At 66.1% G+C, this 15,609-nt stretch carries 20 protein-coding genes; all 20 read left to right on the forward strand.

What is annotated here, in order from left to right; translation table 11 throughout:
• The first annotated feature begins 4 nt into the window (after positions 1 to 4).
• Positions 5 to 787 carry a phage antirepressor KilAC domain-containing protein gene (locus BKE09_RS13970; RefSeq protein ID WP_075676112.1) on the forward strand — a complete coding sequence of 261 codons (783 nt, stop codon included), beginning with the start codon at positions 5 to 7 and terminating at the stop codon, positions 785 to 787.
• Positions 787 to 1,215, forward strand: coding sequence for an HD domain-containing protein (locus BKE09_RS13975; RefSeq protein WP_075676113.1), 429 nt, complete (start codon positions 787 to 789; stop codon positions 1,213 to 1,215). Before BKE09_RS13970 ends, BKE09_RS13975 begins: the two co-directional genes overlap by 1 nt.
• Positions 1,215 to 1,574, forward strand: coding sequence for a hypothetical protein (locus tag BKE09_RS13980; RefSeq protein WP_075676114.1), 360 nt, complete (start codon positions 1,215 to 1,217; stop codon positions 1,572 to 1,574). Before BKE09_RS13975 ends, BKE09_RS13980 begins: the two co-directional genes overlap by 1 nt.
• Positions 1,574 to 2,005 carry a hypothetical protein gene (locus tag BKE09_RS13985; RefSeq protein ID WP_240502914.1) on the forward strand — a complete coding sequence of 144 codons (432 nt, stop codon included), beginning with the start codon at positions 1,574 to 1,576 and terminating at the stop codon, positions 2,003 to 2,005. The genes BKE09_RS13980 and BKE09_RS13985 overlap by 1 nt, the downstream gene beginning before the upstream one ends.
• Complete coding sequence (locus tag BKE09_RS13990; protein WP_083663096.1) at positions 2,005 to 3,960, forward strand: SNF2-related protein; 1,956 nt, start codon at positions 2,005 to 2,007, stop codon at positions 3,958 to 3,960. The genes BKE09_RS13985 and BKE09_RS13990 overlap by 1 nt, the downstream gene beginning before the upstream one ends.
• Positions 3,957 to 4,412, forward strand: a complete 456-nt coding sequence (locus BKE09_RS13995; RefSeq protein WP_075676115.1) for a hypothetical protein — start codon at positions 3,957 to 3,959, stop codon at positions 4,410 to 4,412. Before BKE09_RS13990 ends, BKE09_RS13995 begins: the two co-directional genes overlap by 4 nt.
• Positions 4,409 to 4,891: a hypothetical protein gene (locus BKE09_RS14000; RefSeq protein ID WP_075676116.1), complete on the forward strand. Its 483-nt coding sequence runs from the start codon at positions 4,409 to 4,411 to the stop codon at positions 4,889 to 4,891. Before BKE09_RS13995 ends, BKE09_RS14000 begins: the two co-directional genes overlap by 4 nt.
• 1 nt (position 4,892) lies before the next feature.
• A complete protein-coding gene (locus BKE09_RS14005; protein ID WP_075676117.1) occupies positions 4,893 to 5,174 on the forward strand; it encodes a hypothetical protein in 282 nt (93 codons plus the stop codon).
• A gap of 258 nt (positions 5,175 to 5,432) precedes the next feature.
• Entirely contained in the window at positions 5,433 to 5,936 is a 504-nt protein-coding gene (locus BKE09_RS14010) for a DUF1441 family protein (RefSeq protein ID WP_075676118.1), read from the forward strand.
• A 49-nt stretch (positions 5,937 to 5,985) separates the two neighbouring features.
• Positions 5,986 to 7,998 carry a terminase gpA endonuclease subunit gene (locus BKE09_RS14015; RefSeq protein ID WP_240502915.1) on the forward strand — a complete coding sequence of 671 codons (2,013 nt, stop codon included), beginning with the start codon at positions 5,986 to 5,988 and terminating at the stop codon, positions 7,996 to 7,998.
• A 1-nt stretch (position 7,999) separates the two neighbouring features.
• Positions 8,000 to 8,215 (forward strand): hypothetical protein, encoded by a 216-nt coding sequence (locus BKE09_RS14020; protein ID WP_075676120.1) that lies wholly within the window; start codon positions 8,000 to 8,002, stop codon positions 8,213 to 8,215.
• On the forward strand, positions 8,208 to 9,689 hold the full coding sequence (locus tag BKE09_RS14025) for a phage portal protein (RefSeq protein WP_075676121.1): 1,482 nt from the start codon (positions 8,208 to 8,210) through the stop codon (positions 9,687 to 9,689). The genes BKE09_RS14020 and BKE09_RS14025 overlap by 8 nt, the downstream gene beginning before the upstream one ends.
• The gene (locus BKE09_RS14030) at positions 9,679 to 11,040 is read left to right on the forward strand and encodes a S49 family peptidase (protein WP_075676122.1); all 1,362 of its coding nucleotides are present in this window, start codon (positions 9,679 to 9,681) and stop codon (positions 11,038 to 11,040) included. Before BKE09_RS14025 ends, BKE09_RS14030 begins: the two co-directional genes overlap by 11 nt.
• Positions 11,041 to 11,042: 2 nt before the next feature.
• Positions 11,043 to 11,732 (forward strand): head decoration protein, encoded by a 690-nt coding sequence (locus BKE09_RS14035; RefSeq protein WP_075676123.1) that lies wholly within the window; start codon positions 11,043 to 11,045, stop codon positions 11,730 to 11,732.
• Between the two features lie 87 nt (positions 11,733 to 11,819).
• A complete protein-coding gene (locus BKE09_RS14040) occupies positions 11,820 to 12,821 on the forward strand; it encodes a major capsid protein (protein ID WP_075676124.1) in 1,002 nt (333 codons plus the stop codon).
• 45 nt (positions 12,822 to 12,866) lie between these two features.
• Entirely contained in the window at positions 12,867 to 13,628 is a 762-nt protein-coding gene (locus BKE09_RS14045) for a hypothetical protein (RefSeq protein ID WP_075676125.1), read from the forward strand.
• 14 nt (positions 13,629 to 13,642) lie between these two features.
• Positions 13,643 to 13,954: a hypothetical protein gene (locus tag BKE09_RS14050; RefSeq protein WP_083663120.1), complete on the forward strand. Its 312-nt coding sequence runs from the start codon at positions 13,643 to 13,645 to the stop codon at positions 13,952 to 13,954.
• Positions 13,955 to 13,979: 25 nt separating this feature from the next.
• Positions 13,980 to 14,390: a hypothetical protein gene (locus BKE09_RS14055; RefSeq protein ID WP_083663097.1), complete on the forward strand. Its 411-nt coding sequence runs from the start codon at positions 13,980 to 13,982 to the stop codon at positions 14,388 to 14,390.
• 36 nt (positions 14,391 to 14,426) lie between these two features.
• Positions 14,427 to 15,179, forward strand: a complete 753-nt coding sequence (locus BKE09_RS14060; RefSeq protein ID WP_075676128.1) for a hypothetical protein — start codon at positions 14,427 to 14,429, stop codon at positions 15,177 to 15,179.
• Between the two features lie 11 nt (positions 15,180 to 15,190).
• Positions 15,191 to 15,601, forward strand: coding sequence for a hypothetical protein (locus BKE09_RS14065; RefSeq protein ID WP_083663121.1), 411 nt, complete (start codon positions 15,191 to 15,193; stop codon positions 15,599 to 15,601).
• Positions 15,602 to 15,609 lie beyond the last annotated feature (8 nt).

Genomic DNA, 15,609 nt, shown 5'->3' on the forward strand with positions numbered 1-15,609 from the left:
CGCAATGATGATTGGCGGGGTCACTGTGCGCCGCGACGACGTGGGCAGGTTCTGCCTGAACGACCTGCACCAGGCATCCGGTGGTGCGAAGCGCCACCAGCCCAGCGACTGGCAGCGCCTGAAGCAGACCGAGGAACTGGTGGCCGAGCTCGTCAACTCCGGTGATTCCCGGATTTACCCGGTGCACTCGGTGGCCGGGCGCTACGGCGGCAGCTACGTGGTGCGCGAGCTGGTCTATGCCTATGCCATGTGGATCAGCCCCAGCTTCAGCCTGCAGGTGATCCGCGCCTATGACGCGCTCACGGCCGGGGCGGCGGCGCCTGACCCGATGCAGGCGCTGACCGATCCGGCGACGCTGCGCGCGCTGCTGCTGTCTTACAGCGAGAAGGCCGAGATCCTTGAGGCGCGCGTGCAGTACCAGGAGCCGCAGGTCCGCGCGCTGCTGCGGCTGAGCCAGGCTGACGGTGCCTTCAACATCAGCACCGCCGCCAAGATGCTGCAGGTCCAGCCGCGCCAGCTGTTCGCCTGGCTGTCCGAGCACGGCTGGATCTACCGCCGAGCGGGCAGTAAGAACTGGCTGGCGTACCAGAACCGCCTGCAGCAGGGCGTGCTGACGCACAAGGCCAGTGTTCAGCGGCGGGAAGGTGAGCCGGACCGCGTGCACGAGCAGGTGCTGGTGACAGCGAAGGGTCTATCGCGGCTGGCCGAGAGCATCGACCGGGACCAGATGACCTGGGCGCAGGCAGATTCGGCAACCGCACTACAGCTGGCTCCGGAGGTGGTGTGATGGGAAATGCACTGGTAAATGAGGCGCGCTGGCTGGCAGAAGAGGCGCATGCCACCCAAACCGATAAGGCTGGTCGGCCATACATCGAGCACGTGGCTCGGGTGGCAGCAGCGGTTGCCGGCGATGACGCCGCCGAAATGGTGGCATGGCTCCATGACGTACTGGAGGATCAGCCGGCCTTCGCTTCCAACGTCATGCTGTTCCCGCAGGACGTGGTGGAGGCTGTGTTCGATCTGACACGCGGCGTGAACAAGAGCGAGGCGTTCTACTACTGGAACATTCGACACAACCCGTTGTCGCTCAAGGTGAAGCTGGCAGATATCGCCGACAACAGCGACGAGTCGCGATTGGCTCTGTTGGACCCGGAGACAGCGGGCCGCCTGCGGTCGAAGTATGCCAAGGCGCGCGCTGCATTGGGGGTGAAGTGATGGACGCCATCGAGAAGCGGGCGCGGGAGCTGCTGGCCACGGCGTATGAGGCGGATGGCATGGGTGGCCGAGCAGGGGTGATCCGGAATCCGAATCAGTACATGGAGAAGCCGGACAGGCGTGCTTTGGGCTGCATCATCGCCGCCCTCACGCCGCCCGAGGAACCAGACCAGGCGCTGCTGGTGAGCATGGCGATGCTCGTCTACCACGGGTTCGGTCTGCTGTCGCCAGAACAGAAGCAGTCCCAACTGAGGGAAATGCGCAAGCTGTGGAGCGAAGTCATGGGCCGAGGCTACTACTCGCCCGACAACCGTGAGCGCTACGTCGCCATGCTCGCCGCTCGGCCGGAGGTGCCGTGATGGGCGGTTCGATCATCATGCAGCGGGAGGTGGCACCGGTGAAGCCGGGTACCGCCATGGAAGAGCAGCTGCAGCTGAAGGGTATTGGTCGGCTGCTGGCGGGCTTCGGGTATCGCTACGGCTCTGAGGTGCAGCTGCACCAGGCTCTGTCGACCGTCCTTGACCAGGCCGGCCATGCCCACGTTCGCGAGTACCGGCTCGATGCCAGCAACCGCGCAGACTTCTGGCTCGACGGCCTGGTGATCGAGGTGAAGGTAGCGGGCTCGCTCGCCGACGCCCTGCGGCAGGTTGGGCGCTACATCAGCCTGCCGCAGGTGCGCGGTGTGCTGCTCGCCACTACCGAGCGCTGGGGTGAACGCCCGCTCGTGGCCCGGCCGGCCTGGCAGGGGAAACCCTTCAACATCATTCGCCTGAAGAGGCAGGCACTGTAATGCAGACGACCTATGGAACCCTTCTGTACAGCGCCGCCGGCAGTACCTGGCGGGTGATCTGCGAGCCGCAGGTCCGCGCGCGCATGAAGCGCGTATTTCCCCGGGTGCGCCAGCACGCCGCAGAGCACATCGATCTGTCTGCCACGCCAGAGAACAGCCGGGAGCTGCAGTGGTTCACACAGCGCTATCCGCTGGCGATGGACGCCGACACGCAGCGCGCGCTGCAGCAGCTGGCGGACGAGCACGTGGACATGGAGCGCAGCCTGGGCGAATTGCTGGCCGGTCGCGTTGAGATTCCAGAGTTCACCTTGGCCAAGCCGCCGCGGGAGTACCAGCGGGTGGCGGGGGCGCAGCTGTCCATCCGCGGCGGGCTGCTGCTGGCCGACGATCTTGGCCTCGGCAAGACGGTCACCGGCATCTGCCCGATGGCCGCGCCGGGAAACCTGCCGGCCGTGGTGGTGTACCCTGCGGCGCTGCCGAACCACTGGCCGGAGAAGCTGGCCGAATTTGCACCGCAGCTGCGCGTGCACCACATCAGGAAGAGCGCGCCGTACCCGCTCGTGCGCCAGCCGAAGCAGAGGATCAAGGACCTGTGGGACACGCTGCCGGACGTGATCTTGGTCAGCTACCACAAGCTCCGGGGCTGGGCCGAGACGCTGGGGGAGATCGCGCAGTACGTGGTGTTCGAGGAATGCCAGCAGCTGCGTAGCCCGGACAGCAGCATCCACAGCGCCTGCCGGCACCTGGCCGGCCGGGCGCGGCTACGAATGGGCCTAACCGCCACCCCGATCTACAACTACGGCTGCGAGTTCTTTCATGTGGTCGACCCGCTGCTGCCGGGCTGCCTGGGCACCTATGACGAGTTCCTCCGGGAATGGTGCATCTCCGCACCCGGGGAGAAGGCCAAGCTGCAGGACGCCGAGCAGTTCGGCCAGTACCTGCGGCGGCAGGGGATCATGCTGCGCCGTACCCGCAAGGAAGTAGGGCGCGAGCTGCCGGCGCTGTCGAAGATCCCGCACGAGGTGGAATCCGACGCCAAGGCGCTCGACGCCATCACCGGCGACGCCGCAGCGCTGGCGCGGATCATCCTGCGGGCCAACGAGCAGTACCGCGGCGAGAAGATGCAGGCCGCCGGCGAGTTCGATCGGCTGCTGCGGCAGGCGACCGGCGTGGCCAAGGCCCCGTACGTGGCCGAGTTCGTCAGGCTGCTGCTGGAGAGCGGCCAGAAGGTTCTGCTGTTCGGCTGGCACCGTGAGGTCTACAGCATCTGGCAGGAGAAGCTGGCTGCGTACAACCCGGTCATGTACACCGGCAGCGAGTCGCCGAACCAGAAGCAGGCGGCGAAGGAGGCATTCATCTCCGGGGACAGCCAGGTGATGCTGATCAGCCTGCGCTCTGGTGCTGGCATCGACGGGCTGCAGCACGTGTGCAGCACCGTGGTGTTCGGCGAGCTGGATTGGTCGCCCGGCGTCCACGAGCAGTGCATCGGCCGTGTGCACCGTGACGGCCAGACTGAGCCGGTAATGGCGTACTTCCTGCTGTCCGACAGCGGCAGCGAACTGTGGGGTCCGACGCCGGCTCAGTCCCGCTACGAAGGCCGAAAGGACTTGGGCAACACCCAGAGCGGAGATGGATTTCGATTCCGCGGGCGCGGTGCAATTCAGCTGACCGGGCGTCACAACTATCAACGGTACAGCCAGGCCATCTACGGGGATGACAGGGCTGTCCGTAATCCGGATCTACTGGCCAGCTTGCCAGACGCGGCACTGGCAGCAGGCTATTTCTGGCACCGGGACGACCTCAACTCCGTCGCCGACCGGGATGACATCCTGGCAGTGAGTCGCGCGGTGAATCTCGGCAACCCGGACAGTAAGGCATTGCCGAATGGTCTAGAGGACCGAAAGGCAAAGCTGAAACTGGCCAAGTCGTTGTACGCGAAGTTGGTGTCCCGATGACCGAGCCTGTGAGCACCTTCAAGACCGTCGTTGCCACGTTCACCGCCGCAGTAGTGGCTCCGGCAACCGCCGATGCACTGCGGCAGGCTGAGCGGGTGATCCTCGGAGTGCCGCAATCCGTGCTGCTGGTTGCAATGGCGGGAGCGCTGATCGGTGTCCTGCTGCTGCCGGAGAAGGACGCGGAGCGGGTGGCCGCTGACGCCAGCCGCCGGCGCAGTCACCGGCTCCTGCAGACGGCCGCGCGCTGGGCCGCCCTGGCCGTTGCGGTCGTGGCCTACGCGATCGTGGCCGCATGGGTCATCGCCGTTGCCGCGTCCATCTGGCCGGCGCTGGCGGGTGCGCCGCAGCTGCCGCTGGCCGGCCTGTCCGGCGTCCTGATCCGCCGGCTGCTGCCGGGTTACGTGCGCATGGTGGAGCGAGCCACCGGCGCCATCGGAGGCGACAAGCCATGAGCGTACTGATTCGTTTCTTTCGCGCGCTGTGGGCGGTGATCGTAGGCGCCGCTGCCGACGCGCTGCAGTGGCTGAGCAAGCCCGGCAGCAAGATCAAGCTGGTGTGCGCGGTCCTGGCCTTCGGCTGCATGGTGTCCGGGCTTACTGCCTGGGAGAAGGAACAGAAGATCCGCGACCTGAGCGCCCAGGTGATCAAGGTACGTGCCGACTGGCAGGCCGATGCCGCCCGCCTGCAGGCCGACGTGGACAGCCGCGATCAGCGCCTGGCCGAGGTCGCCGCCGCGCTGAGGGCGGAAGCCGAGAAGCTGCAAGCCCTCCGGGACGAGAGCGCTGAGGCACTGCGGGCCTTGGCGGGAAAGGTCGAGGCTTCCGAGAAGGAGGCTTCCACCTGGCGCGGTCGCTATGAGCAACGGCCCGACACCTGCAAGGCAGCACTGGAGCTGCTCGATTCCGCCTGCCCGGCACTGAAGGGGTACTGACATGCGTGTCCTCGTGGTTACTACCGCTGCGCTGCTGGCAGCATGCCAAGCCGCACCGACCAAGCAGAACCCGCCACCGGCAGCCGTCATAACGGTCCCGGTGGCCACCTACGTGCCGATCGACGCCCAGCTGCGCAAGCGCTGCAAGTGGGTGAAGGAGGCGGCGCCGTCTGCCGTGTTCGAGGTGAGCAACGGCCGGAAGCGTTGCCTGCTGCAGTACGAGGCGCAGTTCGACACGATCGACCAAGTGCAAGGCAAGCCTGTGCCGGATGCCGGGAGTTGACCAAAGCGCGGCCCGGGCATCAAGAGTTCGTGAAACATGCCGTGGAACCGGAGATTGGCCCTTCACAAGCCTGTCTATTAGCTGTGGATAACTCGCCGGGGCCCCTGAGTTATCCACAGTCCACCGGGGGAAATTCGGACCCCGGTCAAAGACAGTTTTTCGGCCTCTATGGTGCTCCACCACAGGGCACGGTTTTGGCGGGTTTTCCCGGGAGAAACCCAATTTTCATAGCTGAATAGGTTGCGCATCGGGTAGCACATGGCCGACATCCACGAATTCACCAAGGGCTGGTCCGTGGCCAGGCTGGCGGATGAGTTCGGAATGGACCGCCGAACGGCCAGCAAGCGGCTGAAGGAGGCCGGCGTCCCGCCGCTGACCAAGCGCGCTGGGCACGACGTCTATCGTCTGGCCGATGCAGCACCGGCGCTGGTGAATCCGGGTGCCGCGGCGTTCGGCGTGGAGGGCGTGGTCGATCCACGCGACCTGCCGCCGATGGAGCGCCGCGCCTACTACCAGTCCGAGAACGAGCGCCTGAAGGTCGAGTCGACCATCGGGCAGCTGGTGCCGGCCGCAGAGGTCGAGGCCGACTACGCCGAGCTGGTGAAGAAGGTCGTGCAGTTCTTCGACACGCTGCCTGACGTGCTCGAGCGCAAGGCCGGGCTCACGCCGGAGCAGGTGGTCAAGGTGCAGGACGAGTGCGATCGCGTCCGGCAATCCATGTACGAGGGCATCACCGATGACGACGTACGCGACAGCGCGTAGCGTGCGCCAAGGCGTTGCCGAGATGATCCGGCCGCCGCGCCGCATCAGGGTGAGCGAGGGAGCGCGCGTGCTGCAGGTGGCCAATGCCGCCGGCGCCGCCGGATCTTGGGATCCGGACACGACGCCCTACATGGTCGAGCCGCTGGACACGACCGGTAGCCGCCACTACGAGGCGGTGGTGTTCGTAGGGCCGGCGCGGTCTGGCAAGACCATCTCGCTGATCGATGCGCGCTTGGCCTACCTGATCACCTGCAACCCGGCCGACGCCATGGTTGTGCAGATGTCCAAGGATGCGGCCGAGGACTACAGCAAGACCCGTATCGCCCGCAGCATCGCCGCCAGCCCGGAGCTGCGCTCCAGGCTGAGCCCGCGTGCTCACGACGACAACATCCTGCTGAAGTTCTTCCGGTCGGGAATGTCGTTGCGCATGGGCTGGCCGTCGGTGTCGGTGCTGTCGGGCAAGGACATCCACGACGTCCTGATGACGGACGTGGACAACTACACCGGCGACCTAACGATCGACGAGTGCTTCGGCCTTGGCCTGAAGCGCACGCAGACCTACATGTCCGCCGGCATGGTGGTGGCCGAATCGAGCCCGGCAACCGACTACGCCGACGGTGCGTGGAAGCCTCTGCACCCACACCAAGGCCCGCCGGCGGCCGGCATCGCGGCGCTGTACGCGCGCGGCGACCGCCGACGCTGGTACTGGCCATGCCCGGAATGCGGCGAGCGGTTTCAGGCAGCGCCAGGCTATGACGGCTTCGCGTTACCGCCGATGGAGGAACTGCTCGAACGGGTCGTGCTGGACGACGTGCAGAAGATGGCGCGGCACTACTCGCTGCTGCACTGTCCGCACTGCGGTGTGGGCCTGCAGCACCGGTGGAAGGACGGGATGAACCGCAGCGGCGTGTGGGCTGCGGAGGGCCAGGTCGTACACGCCGACGGAACGGTCACCGGTGAAAGGCCGGAAGCGCGCATCGCCAGCTACTGGCTGGGTGGTGTTGCAGCCGCCTACCAGTCCTGGGAATCGCTGATCGAGCGCTACTTCCAGGCGCTGCGGACGTTCGCCACCACCGGTGAAGAGCGGCCGCTGAAGACCACGCACAACGTCGACGGCGCGATCAACTACGTGCCGATGGCAGCGCGCTCTGCTAGTGATCCGAACGAGATGCAGGAGCGGGCCGAGGTCTGGCCTGCGGGTGCTGTGCCGGCGGGCGTGCGTTTCCTGCTCGGTGAGGTCGACGTCCAGGCCAACCGGTTCGTCGTGCTGGTGCTGGGCTTTGGCATCGGAGAATCCGGGCAACTGGAGCGCTGGGTGGTCGATTCCTTCACCCTGCGCACCTCCAAGCGGGAGGACGGTTCGGGCGGCTTCCTGCCACTGGACCCGCCGAAGTATCTGGAAGACTGGGAACGCCTGGTCGAGAAGGTCATCTGCCGGCGCTACCCGCTGGACGATGCCACCGGCCGCAGCATGCCGGTGCATGCGGTGGGTATCGACTGGGGCGGCAAGTCGGGCACCTCGGTGCGCGCGCTGGAGTTCTGGCGTTCGCTCAAGGCCCGGAAGCTGCACGCCAGGGTCAGGCTGATCAAGGGCGACGCGCGCCGCGAGGGTGGGCTGTTCCGGGAGACCTTCCCGGACAGCAGCAAGCGCCGGGACCGCAAATCAGGGTCGAAGGGCGATGTGCCACAGCTGCTGCTCAACGTGGACCGACTGAAGGACACGGTGGACGCCAACATCAAGCGGGCCGAGCCCGGGCCTGGCTACTACCACTTTCCCGACTGGCTGCCCGAGGCGTTCTACGCGGAGCTGACGGCCGAATCGAGGACGGCACGAGGCTGGGAAAACTTGGCCAAGCGCCGCAACGAAGCCTTCGACCTGTGCGGCTATGCCGAAGGCATGGCGCTGTGGCTGAAGGTTCCGGCCATCAACTGGACCACGCCGCCGGCATGGGCCGCGCCGTGGGACGACAACCCAGACGTGAGGGCAGACGACATCGCGCCGGCGCCAATGCCGCGTGCGCGCACCCGCCGCGTCATCCGAAGCAAGTACCTGGGACGCTGAAATGGCATTCACCAAGAATCAAGTCGAGCAACTGGAGGCCGCGATTGCGGCCGGCGTGCTGAGCGTCCGATATGCCGACCGCACTGTGACCTACCAGAGCATGGCGGAGATGCGCCGCCTTCTCAAGCAGATGCGTGAGGAGCTGGGTCAAGCGGCAGGTGCAACGCGGCGGCGCCGCATCGTGCGCCTCTACCAGTCGGGGACCGGCAATGTCTGATACCTCTGAAAGCAGCTACCGCGCCGCCGGCAACGGCCGCCGGCTTCGCACCTTCCGGCCGACTTCGCTCGGCCCCAATGCCGCGTTGACTGGCCTTCCCACGCTGCTGGCCCGGGCACGGCATCTGGCACGTAATGACCCGTGGATGGTCAGCGCGCTCAACAAGAGCGTGTCCAATGGCATCGCCACCGGCATCCAGGCGAAGCCGGTCTGGGGAACGGACGACCACAAGAGGAAGGTCACCAAACTGTGGACCCGCTGGGCCAAGTACGCCGATGCGGATGGCGTGCTCGGCTGGGAGGGTCTGCAGGCACTGTCCTGGCGCGAGTGGAACGAGGCCGGCGAGGTATTCGCCAGGCTCCGGTACCGGCGGCCGGAGGACGGCCTGCCGGTGCCGCTGCAGGTGCAGCTGATCGAATCTGAGCAATGCCCGCAGCACTACAACGGCGTGGCCAGCAACGGAAACGTGATCCGGCAGGGCATCGAGGTCGACAGGATCGGCCGGCGAGTCGCGTACTGGATGTACCGGGAGCACCCCGGTGACATCCAGCTCACCGTCAACGGCAACGAGCTGGTGCGCGTACCGGCGGAGCAGGTGTTGCACCTGTTTCGACCGAACCGTGCAGGTGCAATGCGCGGTGTTCCGCGGTCAGCCCCGGCCCTGCTGCGCATGTTCAACCTGGACCGCCTCGATGATGCGGTGCTGGAACGGCAGGCCCTGGCCAACCTGTTCGCAGGTTTCATCACCACCGATGCCAACGCGGATGGCGAGGAGGGCGATGCCATTGGCGACCTGATCACTGGTGAGGATGATGACGGGACGGCTACCGGTGGGCTCGAGCCCGGCACGCTGCAGGAGTTGCCACCAGGTCGGAAAGTCGCGTTCGCCAACCCGCCGAGTGCAGGTTCGGACTATGCCGAGTTCCTGCGCGGGCACCTGCTGGCGATCTGTGCCAGCCAGGACGTGCCCTACGAGGTGCTCACTGGTGACCTGCGCAACGTCTCGGACCGCGCGCTGCGCCTGATCCTCAACGAATTCCGCCGTGTTATCGAGCAGGATCAGTGGCTCTACATGATCCCCATGTTCTGCCAGAAGGTGCGCGATGCGTTCATTGATCAGGCAGTGCTGGCCGGCCTGCTGAAGGTGCCTAGATATGCGTCCCTTCGCGACGACGTGACGGAAACCTTGTGGGTGCCCGAGGGCTGGCCGTGGAGCCACCCGGTGCAGGACGTGACGTCCGAACTCAAGGCCGTGCGGGCGGGCTTCAAATCACGCAGCAAGGTGGTGCTGGGCGCTGGCGAGGATCCCGAACAGGTCGACGCCGAGCAGGCACTGGACAACGAACGCGCAGACGCGGCCGGGCTTTGCTACGACAGCGACCCGAGGCGTACGAACGCCTCCGGTGCCCGGCAGGACGACGAACCCGGCGCCCCTGGCGCCAACAACGATGAAGGGAATGACGATGACGAGTAAGCCTGGCCTCTTGGCCCGTATGCTGGGTCGCGGCAGCCGTGCGCCTGTGGTGGCCTCGCTCGCTGCCGCTGTCCTCAATCAGCCGCTGCTGGTGCAGCCGACCATCGGCGAGGCACTGGTGGGCGGCTATCTGGAGGGGAAGGTCACCAGCGACGACAGCGTGCTGAAGGCCGACCGCTTCGAAGTATCCGGCGCCGACGGGCAGTCGGTGGGCGTCGCCCAGAAACTGATCGGTGTGATCAACCTGTCCGGCGCAATGGTCAACCGGCCGATGCCCGGCGCCAGCGGCCCAGGTCCGGTGAGCTATGCCGCGGTGCGCGACTTCTTTGATGAGCTGCTCAACGATGATGCGGTGACCTCCATCATCCTGCGGCTGGACACGCCCGGCGGCATGGCGTCTGGCTGCTTCGACCTGGTCGACCACATCTTCGAGGCGCGCGGCCGGAAGCCGGTGTATGCGCTGGTTGATGACCATGCGTACTCCGCCGGCTTCGCCCTCGCTTCTGCCTGCGACGAGATCTGGATCAGCCGCACCGGTGGTGTCGGGTCGGTGGGCGTGGTCCGCTTCCACCATGACTGGAGCGGCAACAACTCACAGATCGGCCTGAAGGTCACCCCGCTTTTCGCCGGTGCCCGCAAGGTCGACTTCAACCCCAACTTCCCGCTCAGCGAAGAGGCGCATGCCGAGGCAATGGCGGATCTGGAGGACATGCGCACGATGTTCGTCGACACCGTGGCGCGCAACCTCGGCATGGATGCTGAGGCCGTTCGAGCTACCGAGGCGGCTTGCTACCGCGGCCAAGCCGCAGTTGCGGTTGGGTTTGCTACCCGGATCGGCACCTGGCACGACCTGATCGCGCACCTCGGCGCAGCCGAATCGGCACCGCCACCCGCGCCGGGCAACCCTGACCCGGACGACGAGCCGGAGGCAGTGGTACCGCCACCGGTGCCCGAGGCCGCACCCGCACCGCCTGCAGCAGTCGTGGAGAACCCGGCAGCTGCGTTGGCAGCTGCGATCGCATCCAGCGAGCTGCCGCCGGCGCTCGCGGTGGCCGTGCTGCGGCGCCCGCTGCAGGAGGGTGAACCGGCTGCCAGCGCCATCGAGTACGCGACCGCAGTGCAGGACGCCTGTGCAGCGGCGCTGCGTGGCGATGACACCCTCGCAGCCAGCTTCATCGAGAAGAACACCGACCTCGACACGGTGCGTGCACAGCTGCTGTCGATGAAGGCGGAGGAAGGCCGCAGTACCCAGGTCGTCACCGCACACCCGGCTTCCATGGCCGACCAACGCGCCGCCGACAACAAGGCGAAGCTGAATCCCAACCACATCTACAAGCAACGAGGTAACTGACGATGGAAATCTCCCTGGCCGGCACCCGTACCGGCGAATTCCTGCTGTCCGAAGCGGGCGGCGAGCGCAGCCGTGAACTGATCCGTCTGCCGGCCGGACAGGGCATGCTGTCCGCCGGCACCCTGCTCAAGGCAGATAACACCGTCGCTGCCAACGGCACCGACGCGGTGAAGGTGCTGTACGGCCCGATCGACACCGGCAATGATTCCGCGGCGCTGGCCGTCAAGGGCGCGGCGATCGCGCGCGACGCTGAGGTATTCGGCGAAAAGCTGGTGTGGGCCAGCGGCGTCACCGCTGACCAGAAGCTGCTGGCCGCGCTGAGCCTGGCTGAGTCGGGCATCATCACCCGCTGGACGCAGCCGCCGATCGCATCGAACGCGGCCGATCACCTGGTGTTTGTCTCCACCCCGCTGACCGGCACCGCCGGTGAGGCGCTGGGCCCGATCGTGGCGCATGTCAAGGACGTGTTCGGCGCCCTGGTCACCGGCAGCACCGTCAGCGCCACCCTGGCCAAGGCCACCGGCACCGGCACTCTGGCTGGTGGCGGCGCGAAGGCAGCCGTGGGTGGTGTTATCACCTGGGATGCCGCGACGCTGAGCACCGCCGGCGACTACACCCTCAAGGTGACCGCAACCGACTTGGGTGAAGCCACCACCGGGACCATCACCATTTCCGCTGCTGCCGGCGGCTGACCGCCTAGCAGCGCCCCTTTCACCCGTTGACCCTTGGCCCCGCTTCGGCGGGGCCTTTTCGTATCCCCTATCGAGAGAATAATCACCATGGATCTGCAGACCCTCCTGGCGCTGGGCGTGCTGAGCTTCGATGCCCTGAACGCCTACATCAACAACCTGCCGCGCATTTCCACCCGCCTCGCCGATATGCGCCTGTTCCAGGAACAGGGCCTGGTTGGCACCACCATCGTCAAGGTGGGCATCAACGGCACCAAGCTGGTGCTGGTCCCCAACGTGCCGCGTGGTGCGCCCGGTCAGCCCAAGGGCCTGGAGCGTGGCAAGGTGAAGCTGCTGGAAACCACCCACCTGCCGCAGAATTCGACGGTCATGGCCGACCAGCTGCTGGGTGTCTATGACCCGGCCGACCCGGAAGGCAACAACGTTGCCGCCGTGGTCAACGCGCTGCAGGTGGTGCACAAGCGCGACCTGGACTTCACCATCGAATACCACCGCATGGGCGCGCTGCAGGGCAAACTGCTCGATGCCGACGGCTCGGTGATCATCGACTTCTACGAAGAATTCGGTGTCGACCAGTCCGTCATCGGCATGGAGCTGAACAAGGACGCTACCAAGGTCCGCGCCAAGTGCATGGCCATCAAGCGCGCGATCGAGGAAAAGCTTGGCGGCATCCCGTACACCGGCATCCACGTGTTCTGCAGCGCCGGCTTCTTCGACGCCCTGACCGACCATCCGGAAGTGCAGAAGGCCTACGAGCGCTGGCAGGATGGTGCCGCGCTGCGCGATGACGTCCGCAAGGGCTTCGTGTTTGGCGATATCACCTTCGAAGAGCTGCAGGGCAACACCGGCGGCGATCTGGCTCTGGCCGACGGCGAAGCCATCGCATTCCCGCTGGGCGTGCCGGACATGTTCCTGACCCGTTTCGCGCCGGCGGACTACCTGGAAACGGTGCGCGGCATCGGCCTGCCGTACTACACCAAGACCGCCCCGATGCGCATGAACAAGGGCATCCAGCTGGAAAGCCAGTCCAACCCGCTGAACATCAACACCCGACCGGATGCAGTGATCCGCCTGAAGGCCGGCGCGAAGTAAGCCAGTAGGGCCTGGCCCGCTTCGGCGGGCCGGGCAGGAGGTTGTATGGCCCAGATCAGGATCGGGGTCGACCCCGACAACGCGCTCGGGCGTCAGCTGAGCGACCTGGAGAAGTCGCAGCTGCCCTACGCAGCCTCACAGGCGGCAAACAAAGTTGCCTACGAGATCCGGGAGCGGTGGAAGGTGCAGGCGGGGCGGGTGTTCGATCGCCCGACCCCGTTGACCACCAATGCGGCGCTCTATCGCAAGGCCACAAAGGACAAGCCGTACGCCGAGATCTACATCAGGGACGAGGCCTTCAAGGGCACGCCGCCGGCGAAGTATCTGCTGACGGAGGTCGAGGGTGGCCAGCGTAGGCGCAAGGGTTTCGAACGGTTGCTGCAGGGAAGGGGATTGCTGTCACCGAGCCAGTTCGCGGTGATGGGCCGTGGCGTCCGGCCAAACCAGTACGGCAACGTGCCCGCCGGCCAGGTCACCAAGATCCTGTCGCAGCTGGGTGCCCAGCGGGACAAGCACCAGAACCAGACCGAGACGAGCGCCAAACGGCGCAGGACGCGCGCGCCCACCGGTGGCGAGTACTTCGTGATCATCAAGCGTCGTGGTCGCCTCCGGCCTGGCGTCTACGAGCGGATCAGCACTGGCTGGGGTTCGGCCGTGCGCTCGATCTTCATCTTCACTAACACCGCCGCCTACCAACAGCGCTACGACATTTTCGGCATGGCCGAAGACACGTGGAAGCGGCTGATGCCGTTCTACCTGAAGCGCGAGTTGGACAAGGCGATGGAAACAGCGAGGCCATTGCCTTGAATCAGAAGGAATTCATGCAGCGTTTCGACGCCCTGGCGTTCAAGGCGTTTGGAGCCGCAGGCGTTGCCGATGCCGCTCATTTCATCGCCGACGATGGAACGGAGACGCCTTGCACCGTGCTGCTGGACGAAAGCGTGCAGCAGTTCGGCGAAGTCGACGCCGGCCCGGTACCGGTCACGTTCGATCGCATCACCTTGCAACTGAGCGAGGTCACGCCCCGCAAAGGCGCTGTGGTCCGTATCGACGGCAGCGGTCGAAGGTTGAAGCTGGTGCAGCCGCTCCGTGCTGACGCTTCCACTGCACAGTGGGAGGTGGCCAATGCCTAGCCCCCGCCGGCAACTGCTGGAAGCAATGGGCGTCACCCTGCAGCAGATCAGCAAGGCGAACGGCTACCTCACCGACGCTGGCACTGGCTGGACGCTGGAGCCAACGCCCGGTGACCTGGACACGACAGCTGTACTCACTGCTGTCATCGAGAAGCAGCAGCGGGCGTCGGACCCGGCGAAGGTCAGTACGCACCGGCTGACGACTGTCAGCGTGATCGCCCGAGTGCCGTCGCAGATCGAGAACTACCAAGCCGGCCTCGATGACCTGGTCAGTGACGTCGAGGCCGCGCTGGAGAGCCGGGAGACGGCCCGCAACTACCCCGTGGGCGTCCAGGTGCCGGTCTATGTCGGCATGGAGCCCCTGATGCCGGAGAAAGCTGGCGCGGGCTGGGTGGGAGTCCTGATCACCTACCAGACCAACATCCCGAAGAAATAACCCGCCGCTCAGCGGCATCCCAACTGGAGAGCCATCATGGCCGAAGATTACAGCTACCTGGGCAGCGGCATCGTCCTCATCCGCGAGTGGAATAGCGGCCTGCCGTTCGAGGAAGTCGGAAACGTGTCCGCATTCGCGGTCGCGCCGCAGTCGACCGCGGTCGAGCTGGCCGACTATCAGAACCCGGGCGGTGGCGTCGCCAACAGCGTGGACCGCGTCACCGGCTACAACCTGAGCTACACGTTCCACGACTTCAACGCAGCCAACTTCGCACGCGTGACGCGTGGCAAGTCGACTGATGTGGCAGCGGCCACCGTGACCGATGAGGTGGCCACTGCCGTGGTTGGCGCGTATGTGCCGCTGTCGCGCATTGCCAGTGAAATCACCGATGTGAAGCCCTCGACCGGGTCCACGGCCTACCAGGCCGGGAAGGACTACCGGCTCGAGCGCGGAATGCTCTTCATCCCCGCGGGCTCGACCATCCCGGCACCGGTGGCAGGTGCGCCCAACGTCAAGGTGACCTTCAAGCATGCCGCGTTGGGGCAGGTCGAGGCGGCCATCACCAGCCAGAAGTACTACGAGATGCAGTTCATTGGCGCCAATGAGGCGCGCGGCGGCAAGATGGTGCGCTTGGTGTGCCACAAGGTCACCGGCGGCGTCATCGAGAGCATGGGCCTGATCGGTACCGAGTTTGGCTCGGGCAGTGTGCCGGGCAAGCTGGTGAAGGACGTGGCCAAGGCGACGGGCCCTGACAAGTCGGCCTACTTCTACTGGCAGCAGGAGAAATGACTGTGCGGGACATGGATGCCATCACGCCGCCCACTCGCTCGGTTCCCTTTCGCGGGGAGGTGCTGGTCGTGGGGCCATTGCGGCTCGAGCAGCTGGGGCCGTTCATTGCAGCTTGTCGCTCGACGATCGGGCGCATCGCCATGATCGCCGGCCTGCCCGACGGCTCCGCGGCGGTTGACGTCGGAGCCTTGGTGCTGGACCTGCTCGAACAGGACTGCACCGAGATTGCCGCGGCTCTGGCCGTGGCAGTCGACCGCGATCCGAAGTGGGTTGCGGGAGGCAACCTGGACGAGGTGGCTCAGCTTCTCGAGGCGGTGGCGGGCCTCAATCGTGATTTTTTTGCCCTACGGCTGAGGCGAATGGTGGTGGCGATCAGGGAAGCGGTCAGCCTCCCGCCACAGCCGACCTTGTCCAGTTCCTGATCGCGCGC

The sequence above is a fragment of the Stenotrophomonas sp. TD3 genome (genome assembly GCF_001939825.1).
Taxonomy (GTDB): Bacteria; Pseudomonadota; Gammaproteobacteria; order Xanthomonadales; family Xanthomonadaceae; genus Stenotrophomonas.

Excerpts from the sequence above, each read along its gene's own strand:
- BKE09_RS13970 (WP_075676112.1), top strand. The coding sequence starts at position 5 with ATGATGATTGGCGGGGTCACTGTGCGCCGCGACGACGTGGGCAGGTTC.
- BKE09_RS13975 (WP_075676113.1), top strand. The coding sequence starts at position 787 with ATGGGAAATGCACTGGTAAATGAGGCGCGCTGGCTGGCAGAAGAGGCG.
- BKE09_RS13980 (WP_075676114.1), top strand. The coding sequence starts at position 1,215 with ATGGACGCCATCGAGAAGCGGGCGCGGGAGCTGCTGGCCACGGCGTAT.
- BKE09_RS13985 (WP_240502914.1), top strand. The coding sequence starts at position 1,574 with ATGGGCGGTTCGATCATCATGCAGCGGGAGGTGGCACCGGTGAAGCCG.
- BKE09_RS13990 (WP_083663096.1), top strand. The coding sequence starts at position 2,005 with ATGCAGACGACCTATGGAACCCTTCTGTACAGCGCCGCCGGCAGTACC.
- BKE09_RS13995 (WP_075676115.1), top strand. The coding sequence starts at position 3,957 with ATGACCGAGCCTGTGAGCACCTTCAAGACCGTCGTTGCCACGTTCACC.
- BKE09_RS14000 (WP_075676116.1), top strand. The coding sequence starts at position 4,409 with ATGAGCGTACTGATTCGTTTCTTTCGCGCGCTGTGGGCGGTGATCGTA.
- BKE09_RS14005 (WP_075676117.1), top strand. The coding sequence starts at position 4,893 with ATGCGTGTCCTCGTGGTTACTACCGCTGCGCTGCTGGCAGCATGCCAA.
- BKE09_RS14010 (WP_075676118.1), top strand. The coding sequence starts at position 5,433 with ATGGCCGACATCCACGAATTCACCAAGGGCTGGTCCGTGGCCAGGCTG.
- BKE09_RS14020 (WP_075676120.1), top strand. The coding sequence starts at position 8,000 with ATGGCATTCACCAAGAATCAAGTCGAGCAACTGGAGGCCGCGATTGCG.
- BKE09_RS14025 (WP_075676121.1), top strand. The coding sequence starts at position 8,208 with ATGTCTGATACCTCTGAAAGCAGCTACCGCGCCGCCGGCAACGGCCGC.
- BKE09_RS14030 (WP_075676122.1), top strand. The coding sequence starts at position 9,679 with ATGACGAGTAAGCCTGGCCTCTTGGCCCGTATGCTGGGTCGCGGCAGC.
- BKE09_RS14035 (WP_075676123.1), top strand. The coding sequence starts at position 11,043 with ATGGAAATCTCCCTGGCCGGCACCCGTACCGGCGAATTCCTGCTGTCC.
- BKE09_RS14040 (WP_075676124.1), top strand. The coding sequence starts at position 11,820 with ATGGATCTGCAGACCCTCCTGGCGCTGGGCGTGCTGAGCTTCGATGCC.
- BKE09_RS14045 (WP_075676125.1), top strand. The coding sequence starts at position 12,867 with ATGGCCCAGATCAGGATCGGGGTCGACCCCGACAACGCGCTCGGGCGT.
- BKE09_RS14050 (WP_083663120.1), top strand. The coding sequence starts at position 13,643 with ATGCAGCGTTTCGACGCCCTGGCGTTCAAGGCGTTTGGAGCCGCAGGC.
- BKE09_RS14055 (WP_083663097.1), top strand. The coding sequence starts at position 13,980 with ATGGGCGTCACCCTGCAGCAGATCAGCAAGGCGAACGGCTACCTCACC.
- BKE09_RS14060 (WP_075676128.1), top strand. The coding sequence starts at position 14,427 with ATGGCCGAAGATTACAGCTACCTGGGCAGCGGCATCGTCCTCATCCGC.
- BKE09_RS14065 (WP_083663121.1), top strand. The coding sequence starts at position 15,191 with ATGGATGCCATCACGCCGCCCACTCGCTCGGTTCCCTTTCGCGGGGAG.